The following is an 11,921-nucleotide window of genomic DNA, read 5'->3' as shown; positions in this document are numbered from 1 at the left end:
GTATACGTTGTGTTGTTCGCGCTAAGGAGTTGCCATGTTGTTGTGTCCCGTTTGCCATGAGCCGTTGGTGGACGACGAGCGCGGTGCTGCATGCGCGGGCGGACATCGGTTTGACCGTGCGCGCGAGGGTTATCTATATCTGCTACGTTCGTCCAAGAGCGGCGACTCCATGGGCGATCCCAAGTCGCAGGCACGCAGCCGTCGTGACTTTTTGAACCGTGGCTACTATGCGCCGCTGCGCGATGCAATGGTCGAGCTGGTGCGCAAACGGGTTTCTGGGCGTGCTGCGTCTACAGGCGGCCCCATGACGCTGCTCGATATTTGCTGCGGTGAGGGTTACTACACCAGCGCCATGGGCGCGGTGCCGGGCGTGGACGCTTATGGCTTTGACCTGGGCAAAGAAATGGTACGCCTGGCCGCCAAGCGCGGCGATGCGACCTATTTTGTGGCCAACATGAAAGACATCCCAGTGGCCGATGGCGCCTTCGATATGGTGACCGAGCTCTTTGCTCCCTTTAACGAGCGCGAGTTTGCCCGCGTGTTGGCGCCGGAGGGTTCGCTCTACACCGTGGTGCCGGGTGCCCGTCATCTCTTTGGGCTCAAGGAGGTGCTCTACGACACGCCGTACCTCAACGACGAAAAGCTTCCGAAGACGATGGAGCTTAAACTGGTCGGCACACAGCGGGTGTCCGCGAATATTACGCTCCAGACCCAGGCCGACATCGAGGCGGTGTTCCAGATGACGCCGTACTACTACCGCACACGCCCTACCGACAAAGAGCGCCTGGCAAACCTGGACACCCTTAAAACCGACATCGACTTCATCATTGCCGAGTACCACCACAGCTAACCAACCTGCCAAAAAGGGACAGGTTTATTTTGGCAGGTTTTATCTGGGCAAATGTAAAGGGCCGACCGCGTTACTGCGCGATCGGCCCATGTTAGTTGCTTGGCTGCGGGGGTTATGAGAAGCGAGTGCCTACAGGCGGTCCTTGTTCTCGGCCTTAACGGCGTGCGCCTGCTGAACAAAGAACAGGTCGTAGACCACGATGACAAAGGCACCGATATTGACGGCGCTGCCGCCGAGTGCGGGAAGCGTGAGCACGGCCTGCGCAATCGTGGCGATTGCGGCAACGATGCCGAGCTTAAACGCGCTATCCACCTGCGAGGGCTTGTTGGCGCCCTTGATGCCCGCAACACCTGCGGAAAGATCGACAATGCCCTTGACGACAAGCACGACCGCGGCGAGCATGGCGTTCGACCCGTACGTGGAATCGAGGCTGCCCCTGGCGATACCGATACCGGCGATGACGAGGTTGGCGATGCCCAAAACAAAGTAGATGAGGGCAAGGATTTTGAGAGTCTTGCGAGCGGAGCTCATGGCTGGTCCTTTCGATACGAGTACGCCGATCTGGCGTAGCCCATGTGTTGCACATATGGTGAAGCACATTGTAGTTCAACGCAGCGATGCGTGCGCCTGAAAGCGCTTTGAGCCCGCGCAGCCCAATTCGACCTTTCAAAAAGGAAAGCTGGACGTAAGCCAAATCGATGGCAGCTCATGTGCGGCACTGCGATGATGAGACCGTAACAAGGAGCTGTTCTTAAGGAGGAGCCATGATGTACGGAGCAGGGCGAGTGCATGAGCCGCGGTCGTTGGGAAGGCGCATGGGCGATTCTGTGATCGCTGCCGTGTGCACGGGATTGATGGCGGTGCTTTGCATTGGGATGCTGTGGGCCATGTCGCATGTGGGACAATAGCGGACGGTTGGGTGCTGGCATAAACGGCGCTCACGTATTCATTTTGCTTGTTAAGGAGTACCCATGGGCGTCGTCGATCCCTTTTCTGTTGCTCGGGCCGCGGGGCTTGAGCTGACCGGGAAGTCCGCGGGCCTCACGCTCATCGACGGCACGATGGAGTTGCGTGCCGATTTTGTCCGCATGCTGCCACGGCTCAAACAGGGTCGTCTGCAGCAAGAGCTGTTGGTAAAGGCTGCGCGCGCAAAAGGCGTCGAGTGCCCATGGGCGATTGATGCCACGGCAGGCTTTGGCGAGGATTCGCTGCTGCTGGCGGCTGCGGGCTTTACCGTCGATCTGTATGAGCAGGATTGCGTGATCGCGGCGCTCCTCAAGGATGCCTTGGATCGCGCGGCAGATAATCCGGCGCTTGCGACTGCCGTGGCACGCATGCGCTTACATGCGGGCGAGGACAGCATTGCCGGCCTTCACCATATAACTGAGTTGATCGGGCAGGGCGAGCTCACCGCTCCCGACGTGGTGTATCTGGACCCCATGTTTCCCGAGCGCACAAAGAGCGCGGCGGTTAAAAAGAAGTTCCAACTCTTGCATCATCTGGAACAGCCGTGTGCCGATGAGGAGACGCTGGTCGAAGCTGCGCTTGCGGTGCGCCCGCGCAAGGTCGTTATCAAGCGGCCGGTGAAGGGGCCGCTGCTTGCTGGCGTTAAGCCGAGCTATCAACTTGCGGGCAAGGCCGTTCGTTACGATGTTCTGGTGCCGCCGCGCCCGTAGCTTGCGGGCGATGGTTGGCGCTCCGTCAGTGCCGTGCCGATGCGGGGCCTATTTCCAAGGGTGCGACGTCAGGTGCCAGCCGCCGCAGTATTCGCATTTGTAGCAGGCCAAACCACGCCGCCCGCGGTTTTCGCAGTCGGCCATAACGGCCTCGGCCTCGGCGCGTGTGCCGTAACGGTTTTTGCGCTCGCACGACTTGTAGCGCCAGGCTTCATCGCGCTCGGCGTTCAGGGCGTCGCGGCGCTCGTCCTCGCGCGCAAACAGGTCGCTCATAGCGCCACCGGTGGCAGCGCCCAAAAACTCGCTTTTGGCCTTTGACCAGGCGGCTCGCTTTTTGCTTCCCATCTGCTTCTCGCCCCTCTTCAAACGCTGGTATCATTGCTCAATCAAAGTGATACCAATAAACGTGAGGTCGCCGCGTGATGATCAGAAAAACCCTCGATACCGACATTCCCGCCGTCATGGCTATCTATGACGCGGCCCGTGCCTTTATGCGCGCGCATGGCAACGCCACGCAGTGGCCCGAGGGCACGCCTTCTGCCGAGCAGCTGGCTGCCGATATCGCCGCCGGTGGTAGCTATGTGTTCGAAGTCGACGGCCGCGTGGTGGCGACGTTTGCCTTTTTACCGGGCCCGGACGAGTGCTATGACGTAATTGAGGACGGGCAATGGCGTAGCGACACTCCGTACGCCGTGCTGCACCGTGTGGCGTCCGACGGCACCGTGCACGGTATCGCGGCTGCGATGTTCGCCTTTGCCAAAGAGCGTGCCGACCATCTGCGTATCGATACGCATCGGGACAACCTGCCCATGCAGGGCGCGAGTATTAAAGCGGGGTTTGAGCGTGCCGGCGTCGTGTGTGTGTCGGACGGCACGCCGCGTGTTGCGTTTGACTGGCTGCGCGAGGCATAAGAGCGGGGGCGCGTATCTACGCTCCAAGTAAGCGAAAATGGCCCCGGGTGGGGCCATTTTTAATCGCTGCGCTGTTTTGTAAGGTGGTAGATGCCGCTCGCTGTCGGCTCTAAGGCACCTACGCTCGGGGCAGCTCGCTTCCGCAGTGGCAACACTTGGTCGCGCCTTCGTGCACCTCTTCCAGGCAATACGGACAGACGGGCGCCGGTGCGGCTTCCTCGGCGGTGGCACCGGCGAGCCTGTCGCCGATTTCCTGCGCCTTGTTGAATGCCTTGACGATGGCAAAGACGATTGCCGCCACAATCAAAAAATTGATGCACGAGCCGATAAAGGCGCCAAAGTCGATATTAGTGCCCGGCACCACCAGCCCCGAGATCTCGGTAGCGCTACCGCCGGCAATCACGGAGATAAGTGGGTTGATGATGTTATCGGTAAGTGAGGTCACGATGGCGGTGAATGCGCCGCCGATAATCACGCCGACGGCCATGTCCATCACGTTGCCGCGATTGATGAATTCCTTGAACTCGTTGAGCAATGTCTTCATGGTGACTCCTCGCTGTTGTGGGGTTCGCGTTGTTGCCGCCCCGGATGAGCCCGGGCAGGCAAAAAGGGGAGGTGCCGGCTTTCGCAAGGCGCGAACCTACGAAAATCGCCGCACGGCAACGCGGGGCGATGAGCTCTGTCGGGGGATAGGGCCCGCTTCGCCCGCCGGCCCGTAAATTGTATCATCCAGTGTGGAACGAGAGCGCCCGTTTCCGCGTGCGACGGGCTTGCAATAAGAGGAGAGCCATGTCGAAGCAAGCGGTCGTTGGAATCTTGGCGCATGTCGATGCTGGCAAGACCACGCTGGCCGAGGCCATGCTGTTCAATGCGGGTCGCATTCGTAAGCGCGGCCGCGTGGACGATGGCGATTCGCATCTGGACACTAACGCGATCGAGCGCGAGCGCGGCATTACGATTTTCTCGTCGCAGGCCGTGCTCGACCGCGGTGATACCCGCGTCATGCTCGTGGATGCACCGGGGCATGTCGATTTTTCTGCCGAGGCGGAGCGCACGCTGCGCGCACTCGACTACGCGATTTTAGTTGTGGGCGCCAACGACGGCGTGCAGGGGCACACCGAAACCCTGTGGCGCCTGCTTGCACGCTATGACATTCCGACGTTCATCTATATCAACAAAATCGATTTGGAGAATCCCGGCCGCGATGTTTTGCTGGCACAACTTGGGCGGCGTCTTTCCGAAGGCTGCCTGGATGCCAACGAACTGCTGGAGGGCGGCGCCGTTCAGGAGGACGCTGCTGCGTTGGACGAGGCGGCGCTCGAGGAGTTTCTTGAGGCAGGTGAGCTTTCCGTCGCAACGCTGTCGCGCATGGTTGCCGAGCGCAAGCTCTTTCCCTGCTTTGCCGGCTCGGCGCTCAAGGACCAGGGCGTGAGCGAGCTGCTGGATGGCATATGCGCGCTGATGCGCGAACAGATATGGATTCCGGAGTTTGCCGCGCGCGTCTATCGTGTCAGCCGCGGGGATCGCGGCGAGCGCTTGGCATGGGTTAAAGTGACCGGCGGCACGCTGTGTGCAAAACAGATGATCAGCGGGCGTTCCGGTGCCGAGGCATGGGAGCAGAAGGTAGATCAGGTGCGCATCTATAACGGCGAAAAGTATGAGCTTGCCCAAGAAGTTGCTGCTGGCGGTATTTGTGCCGTGACGGGTCTTGCGCACGTTCGCCCAGGGGACGCCTTGGGTGCGGAGCCCGTGTGTGATGCGCCCGTCATCGCTCCGGTCCTCACCTATACGGTGCTTCCGGGCGAACACGATGTCCATGCGGTGTTTAAAGCGCTGACTGAGTTGGCGGACGAAGACCCCATGCTCGGCGTAAGCTGGAATACTCATCTGGAGCAGATTCACCTGCAGCTGATGGGCGCCGTGCAACTCGAGGTCGTGCAGCGGGTGTTGGCCGATCGCTTTGGCCTTTCGATTTCGTTTGAGGCCGGCGGCATTCTCTATAAGGAGACCATTTCGCAGCCGGTCGAGGGCGTGGGCCACTTTGAGCCACTGCGCCACTATGCCGAGGTGCATCTGAGCCTGGAGCCGTTGCCAGCGGGTTCGGGCGTGCAGTTTGGCACCGTGACCTCGACCGACGAGCTCGATCTTAACTGGCAACGCCTGGCGCTCACAAACGCCATGGAGCGAGATCACCTGGGCGTGCTGACCGGCTCGCCCATCACCGATGTGCGCATTACGCTCACGGGCGGCCGCGCGCATGCCAAACACACCGAGGGCGGCGACTTTCGCCAGGCCACGTACCGCGCGATTCGCCAGGGGCTCATGCAGGCGCGTGAGGCCGGCGCGGCGGTGCTGTTGGAGCCGTGGTATCGCTTTGAGCTCGAGGTGCCGGGGGAGTGTGTGGGCAGGGCGTTGTCAGACGCCACGCGTATGGGAGCCGACTACGAGCCGCCGACGATGGCGGGCGAACGGGCAAAGCTTGTGGGTCGCGTGCCGGCATCCGAGGTGCAGGATTATGCGCTGGAGGTGGCCGCCTACACGAGCGGTCGCGGGCATCTGTACCTGGAGTTTGCCGGTTATGCGGCATGCCATGATGCCGAGCGCGTCATCGAGACTGTCGCCTATGAGCCCGAGGCCGATCTACCCAACACGCCCGACTCGGTCTTTTGCTCTCACGGCGCCGGCTACACGGTCAAGTGGTACGACGTCCCCGAGGCAGCCCACGTAAAGGTCGATCCCGCCACCTTCCGCCCCTGGCGAGCGGCGGACGTCGAGTTTTTCGGCCATAGGTGATAGAGGGTGAGTCTCTTTGTCGCATCCTGTTGGTATAACTCGGTATAAGTTGGTATAACTGTTACCGGGGTTTGCCAATCCGAGGAGGCCGACATGAATCCAAATCCCTTTAAGCCCACGGCTGGCAAGCGGCCTCCGATACTCATCGGCCGCGAGTCGGTCATCGAAGATTTCGAGGAAGGGCTCGATAACGGCGCCGGAGCGCCGGGCAGGCTCATGCTCATTACGGGAAACCGCGGCTGTGGCAAAACAGTTCTCTTGCGGGAGCTGCAGCGTTTAGCTAGCGAGCGCGGATGGGCGGTTGTCTCCGATTCCGCCTCGCTTGGCCTATGCGACCGCTTGGCCGACGCGCTTCGCTCGAATAAACCCGTTGTGACGTCAATGGAGTTTGGTCCGTCGTTTGGCCGAATGTCGGTCGAGGCGGCGCGGGCAAAAGGCGAGACGTTGCGCGGGTTAGTCAACGAACGCCTCAAGAAACTCGGGCCGGGAAAGGGCTTACTGTTTGCGATTGACGAGGCCCAATCGGCATCTATCGAGGAGCTGGCGGCGCTGGCCGTTCTCTATCAGCAGGTGCTCGGAGACCAGGATGCTACGGGCTTGCCCGATAGCGACCAGCGCGGTCTTGCGCTGGTTTTTGCCGGCTTGCCCAGCATGGTCGATGACTTGCTCGAAGAGCCGAGCGTAACGTTTTTGCGCCGCGCCCAGCAGCGTACGCTGGGGGCGATTTCTTTGCCCAAAGTGCGCGATTCATATATCCAGACGGTCAAAGGCACTGGTCTTTGCGTTGATGCGGAGACGGCGGACCTTGCGGCGCGCAAGAGCATGGGGTATCCCTATATGGTTCAGCTGGTGGGATATTACATGTGGAGGTCTGCTGTCCGGCGTGACTCGCGGGTCATTGAAGTGTGCGATGTCGAGGCTGGCTACGCCGATGCCATCTCCGAGTTCTATGAAGCAGTCGACGCCCCTTTGTATTACGGGTTGCGCAGTCCGCAGCGCCTCTTTATCGAGGCCATGGCGGCTGATGGGGGCAAGCCGACGCGCATGGCTGACATCATTGAGCGCTGCGACCGCACCCAAAGCTGGGCGAGTAAATATCGCGCAAGCCTGATTCGCGAGCGCGTCATCGAGGCTGCCGGATACGGCCTCGTCCGGTTTACCGTGCCCATGCTGGGCGAATACATTCGCGACCGCGTTTTATGGCATAAGTAGGGTGATAAAGGTGACGGAACAGAAGATGAGCCCGCAGGCTATAGAGGTACGTGGCGCGCGTGTGCACAACCTCAAGGACATCGATATCGATATTCCGCTGGGAAAGCTCGTGGGTATTGCTGGCGTATCGGGTTCGGGCAAGAGTTCGCTGGCACTGGGCGTTCTTTACGCCGAGGGCTCGCGTCGCTACCTGGAGGCGCTTAGCACCTATACCCGCCGCCGTCTGACACAGGCCGAACATGCCCAAGTGGACGAGGTACTGCACGTACCGGCGGCGCTCGCATTGCATCAGCGCCCCAGCGTGCCGGGTGTGCGCTCGACCTTTGGTACCATGACCGAGCTCAACAATAGCCTGCGTCTGCTCTTTAGCCGTTGCGCCCATCACGTGTGTCCGCACTGCGGGGCGCGCGTGGAGCCGAGCCTTAACGTGGCCGCGGGCCTGTCGCTCACGTGCCCCGAGTGCGGCCGTGAGTTCTACGCGCCGGGTGCCGAGGATCTTGCCTTTAACAGCGGCGGCGCGTGTCCCACCTGCGGCGGCACCGGTGTCATGCGCGAGGTGGACGAGGCGAGCCTGGTGCCCGACGAGTCCAAGACTATCAACGAAGGCGCGGTGCTTCCTTGGGGCACGCTCATGTGGGATCTGATGAAGCAAGTGGCAGGCGAGATGGGTGTGCGTACCGACGTGCCGTTTAACCAGCTCACGCCTCAAGAGCGTGACATTGTGTTCCACGGCCCGGCGGTTAAGAAGCACATTCTCTACGTTCCCAAAAACGGCGAGGGCGCCACGCCGCTCGACTTTACCTATTACAACGCCGTCTATACCGTCGAGAATGCGCTCGCCAAGGTTAAGGACGACAAGGGCTTAAAACGCATGGCGCGCTTTTTGCGCGAGGGGCCATGTCGTGACTGTGGCGGCACGCGCCTCTCCGAGACCGCCCGCCAGCCCCAGGTGCGTGGTATCAATCTGGCGCAGGCCGCGGCCATGACGCTGGGCGAGGCGATTGAGTGGGTGCGCGGGGTGCCCGCATCCTTGCCGGCCGAGATGCGGCCCATGGCGGCGGATATCTGCGATTCGTTTTTGAGCGCGGCCCGTCGCCTGGTCGATCTGGGTCTCGACTACCTTTCGCTCGATCGCGCCGGTGCCACGCTCTCCACGGGCGAGCGTCAGCGCGTGCAGCTCGCCCGCGTGGTGCGCAACCGATCGACGGGCGTGCTCTATGTGTTGGACGAGCCTTCGATTGGCTTGCATCCTGCCAATGTCGACGGCTTGGTGGGCGTGATGCGCGATCTGGTGGATGACGGCAACACCGTGGTTGTTGTCGACCACGATACGCGCGTACTGGCGGCAGCCGACTATCTGGTCGAGATGGGCCCCGTTGCCGGAGCAGGCGGCGGTAATGTGATTGCCGCTGGCACGATGGACGAGGTCGAACAATCGCAGGGCAGCCGCATCGCCCCGTTTTTGCGCGCAGACCCCAAGCGTATGCGTCCGCAGGTGACTGACGAGGAAATGTTCGATCAGGGCCACATCCGCATGGCAACCGATGCCATCCATACCGTCAAACCGCTCGAAGTCGATATACCGCGCGGTCGCCTTGTCGCGGTGACGGGCGTTTCGGGTTCGGGTAAGACGACGTTGGTGCTCGAGACACTCATCCCGGCGCTTAAGGCCCAGGCAGCTGGCGAGCGCCTGCCAAGCCATGTGCGCTGGGTCGACGCCGAGGGTATCGCACGCGCAAACCTGATTGACGCTACACCTATCGGCGCCAACGTGCGCTCGACGGTTGCGACCTATGCCGACATCCATGATGAGCTGCGTCGCGCTTTCGCCCGTACGCCCGAGGCCAAGGCAGCCGGCTACAAGGCGGGTGCCTTTAGCTACAACACTGGCGCCTTGCGCTGCCCTACATGCGATGGCACGGGCTCGATATCGCTCGACGTGCAATTTTTGCCCGACGTCGAGATCATCTGCCCAGCATGTCGAGGCTCGCGTTACGCAGACACGGCTTCGCATATCCATCGCGAGGGCAAGGACGGGAGCAAGCTTACGTTGCCGCAGCTCATGGACATGAGCGTGGACGAGGCTCTCGACGCCACGGTGGGGCTCAAGAAGGTTCAGGCGCGCTTGCTGACCTTGCACGACCTGGGCTTGGGCTATCTTACACTCGGTGAGCCCACGCCGGCGCTTTCGGGCGGCGAGGCGCAGCGTTTAAAGCTTGCGAGCGAGATGGGCCGCGTGCAGGACGATGCCGTATTCGTATTCGACGAGCCCACGATCGGCCTGCATCCGCTCGATGTTCAGGTGCTGCTGAACGTGTTTGACGGCCTCGTCGCCAAGGGCGCCACGGTTATCGTGATCGAGCACGATCTCGACCTTATCCGCAATGCCGATTATGTGATCGACATGGGGCCGGGCGGTGGCGATGCGGGCGGGCAAGTCGTCTGCGCCGGCACTCCGGCGGATATCGCTGCTTGCTCCAAGAGCATTACTGGCCGCTATCTATAGGCAAAGCGACAAAGTGGCAGCCCTTTGTCGCTTTGATGCCAAAACCAATTTCTCAAGGGTTAGAGGGTTTGAAAGTCTACCATTTCTGCCCCGTCCCCTAATGGCAGGTTTTTACATGCCGGCAAAGCCTGTCTGGCGCAGGGCTTCGTAGAGGACGATGGCGGCGCTGTTGGAGAGGTTGAGTGCGCTGATGCGGTAGTCGTCCGGATTGACGAAGTTGCCGCAGATATCCTGCCGAAGGATGGCCTCATGGCCGTCCTCGGTATGTCCGAGCGATTCCTCGTGGGCTTCCCAGGCCTCGGCGTTGTCGAGTGAGTCACAATCGCGCAGCATGGGGATGCGCTCGCAGCGCTCGGGCGCTGCGGCGAGCAGCTCCTCGGGAATGCCCGAGCTCTCGCTGCCAAAGACCAAATAGTCGCCGTCACGGTAAGTGCTTTGCGCATAGGTTCGGCGTGCCTTTTTGGTCAGCAGATGCAAGCGGTCGTCGGCGGGGGAGAGGTCATTGCGCGCAAGGAAATCCTCCCAGCTGGCATAGGTCGTCACGTCCAAGTTTTGCCAGTAGCCCAGGCCGGCGCGACGCACCGTTTTGTCGTCGAGCGAAAAGCCCAGTGGCTCCACCAGATGCAGGCGGGCGCCGGTGACCACGCAGGTACGGCCGATATTACCCGTATTGGCCGGAATCTCGGGCGCATACAGCACGATATTGAACATGAATCTCCTTGGCATAGAACGAAAAACCACCACGAAGGGTACCTTCGTGGTGGTTTGGCGGTTACGTGGGCGGAAAACGCCCACTTGGATAACCTAAGCGCGGTGCCAGTCGGTCAGGCAGGCATCGAGGGCGGCGATGAGCGCATCCTTGTCCATGTGACGGCCAATGATGCACAGGCTCGTCATGCGGTCGCCCGTCTCGTCGTCCCAAATCTGCATGATCTCGGGGTTCTCGTCGATGATCTTCTGCTTTTCGCCCTCGGGCGCCGAGTCGACAAACAGGCCGTTCTCCATCAGGCGCATCTGGCGTCCGGCCTGCTCGAACATGTAGCACATGTCCGGATCGCCGGTCTGCCACAGCGGACCCTTGACGCGAATGACCTCGTCGGGCCACTCCTGCTCAACAAAATCGGTGAACTTCTGCAGGTCAAACGGCTTACGGCGCGAGTACACAAAGGTCTCGATGTCGTACTCGAGCACCTCGGGGTCGTCGTGCTCCTCGGGATGCTCCATGGCCTCGATCCAGGCGGCGGAGTTGTAGGCGCGCATAAAGTCGAAGCGATCGGTATCGAGCAGCTCCTCCATGGGGACCTCGCCGTTTTGAGCCTCGACAATCACGGCGTCCTTCTGCAGACTGCGCACGATGGCCTTGAGCTCGGCGATCTGCTCAGGGCTCACGGTATCGGTCTTGTTGAGGATCAGCGTGGAGCAAAACTCGATCTGCTGGATGAGCAGGCTCTCGATGTCGTCCTCGTCGATATCCTCGGCCAGCAGGTCGCGACCGCCGTTGAACTCGTCGTACATGCGGGCGCAGTCGACCACGGCAACGATGTTGTCGAGCGCGAGCTTGGGTTCGCCGCCCACTTTGGCCTCGTCGCAGAAGCTCGAGATGGTGTAGGCGATGGGGATAGGCTCGCAAATACCGGAGGCCTCGATGATGATGTAGTCGAACTTGCCCGAATCGGCAATGCCCTGCAGCTGGTTGGCCAGGTCGTCCGAAAGCGTGCAGCAGATGCAGCCGTTGGTGAGCGGGATGAGGTCGTCGGTCTCGGAAAGGCCACCGTCGGCGATAAGGCTGGCGTCGACGTTGATCTCGCCGATATCGTTGACGATCACGGCGGCGCGGATACCGCCGTCGTTGGCGAGGATATGGTTGAGCAGCGTGGTCTTGCCGGCACCGAGGTATCCGGTAAGCATGATGATCTTCACGGGCTTGTTGGGCATGTGCCCTCCTTTGTTAGATATGGCTTACAGCTGAATCT

11 protein-coding genes are annotated in these 11,921 nt (G+C 61.1%); 6 read left to right on the top strand and 5 right to left on the bottom strand.

Annotation, left to right across the window (positions count from 1 at the left end):
- The first annotated feature begins 34 nt into the window (after positions 1-34).
- The gene (locus ACTNA2_RS02535; protein ID WP_441048522.1) at positions 35-850 is read left to right on the top strand and encodes a putative RNA methyltransferase; all 816 of its coding nucleotides are present in this window, start codon (positions 35-37) and stop codon (positions 848-850) included.
- Positions 851-979: 129 nt separating this feature from the next.
- On the opposite strand, the gene ACTNA2_RS02530 is transcribed toward ACTNA2_RS02535, so the two are convergent.
- Positions 980-1,381, bottom strand: coding sequence for a hypothetical protein (locus tag ACTNA2_RS02530; RefSeq protein ID WP_427719347.1), 402 nt, complete (start codon positions 1,379-1,381; stop codon positions 980-982).
- Positions 1,382-1,821: 440 nt separating this feature from the next.
- Here ACTNA2_RS02530 and ACTNA2_RS02525 point away from each other — a divergent pair, with 440 nt between their 5' ends.
- Complete coding sequence (locus tag ACTNA2_RS02525) at positions 1,822-2,526, top strand: class I SAM-dependent methyltransferase (RefSeq protein WP_441048521.1); 705 nt, start codon at positions 1,822-1,824, stop codon at positions 2,524-2,526.
- 48 nt (positions 2,527-2,574) lie between these two features.
- Here ACTNA2_RS02525 and ACTNA2_RS02520 read toward each other — a convergent pair whose 3' ends face one another.
- Positions 2,575-2,871, bottom strand: a complete 297-nt coding sequence (locus ACTNA2_RS02520) for a hypothetical protein (RefSeq protein WP_441048520.1) — start codon at positions 2,869-2,871, stop codon at positions 2,575-2,577.
- Between the two features lie 77 nt (positions 2,872-2,948).
- On the opposite strand from ACTNA2_RS02520, the gene ACTNA2_RS02515 reads away from it, so the two are divergent.
- Positions 2,949-3,437: an N-acetyltransferase gene (locus ACTNA2_RS02515; protein WP_441048519.1), complete on the top strand. Its 489-nt coding sequence runs from the start codon at positions 2,949-2,951 to the stop codon at positions 3,435-3,437.
- A gap of 118 nt (positions 3,438-3,555) precedes the next feature.
- Here ACTNA2_RS02515 and mscL read toward each other — a convergent pair whose 3' ends face one another.
- Positions 3,556-3,981, bottom strand: coding sequence for a large conductance mechanosensitive channel protein MscL (gene mscL / locus ACTNA2_RS02510; RefSeq protein WP_154517006.1), 426 nt, complete (start codon positions 3,979-3,981; stop codon positions 3,556-3,558).
- A 245-nt stretch (positions 3,982-4,226) separates the two neighbouring features.
- Between mscL and ACTNA2_RS02505 the strand changes: the two genes are divergently transcribed.
- The 3 genes from ACTNA2_RS02505 to ACTNA2_RS02495 all read left to right on the top strand — a co-directional run bounded on the left by ACTNA2_RS02505 (position 4,227) and on the right by ACTNA2_RS02495 (position 9,948).
- Positions 4,227-6,230, top strand: coding sequence for a GTP-binding protein (locus tag ACTNA2_RS02505; protein WP_441048518.1), 2,004 nt, complete (start codon positions 4,227-4,229; stop codon positions 6,228-6,230).
- Between the two features lie 93 nt (positions 6,231-6,323).
- Positions 6,324-7,442 carry an AAA family ATPase gene (locus ACTNA2_RS02500; protein WP_441048517.1) on the top strand — a complete coding sequence of 373 codons (1,119 nt, stop codon included), beginning with the start codon at positions 6,324-6,326 and terminating at the stop codon, positions 7,440-7,442.
- A gap of 25 nt (positions 7,443-7,467) precedes the next feature.
- Positions 7,468-9,948: an excinuclease ABC subunit UvrA gene (locus ACTNA2_RS02495; RefSeq protein ID WP_441048560.1), complete on the top strand. Its 2,481-nt coding sequence runs from the start codon at positions 7,468-7,470 to the stop codon at positions 9,946-9,948.
- A 111-nt stretch (positions 9,949-10,059) separates the two neighbouring features.
- On the opposite strand, the gene ACTNA2_RS02490 is transcribed toward ACTNA2_RS02495, so the two are convergent.
- Positions 10,060-10,659 carry a tRNA (cytidine(34)-2'-O)-methyltransferase gene (locus ACTNA2_RS02490; protein ID WP_441016550.1) on the bottom strand — a complete coding sequence of 200 codons (600 nt, stop codon included), beginning with the start codon at positions 10,657-10,659 and terminating at the stop codon, positions 10,060-10,062.
- 93 nt (positions 10,660-10,752) lie between these two features.
- The gene (locus tag ACTNA2_RS02485) at positions 10,753-11,883 is read right to left on the bottom strand and encodes a GTP-binding protein (protein ID WP_427719863.1); all 1,131 of its coding nucleotides are present in this window, start codon (positions 11,881-11,883) and stop codon (positions 10,753-10,755) included.
- Positions 11,884-11,921: the final 38 nt, after the last annotated feature.

Origin of the sequence: Collinsella sp. HCP28S3_E9, assembly GCF_052065455.1 — a bacterium.
In the GTDB taxonomy this organism is placed as follows: domain Bacteria; phylum Actinomycetota; class Coriobacteriia; order Coriobacteriales; family Coriobacteriaceae; genus Collinsella.
Note: the sequence above shows the minus strand (reverse complement) of the source record. Positions and strands in the feature narration are given on the sequence as shown.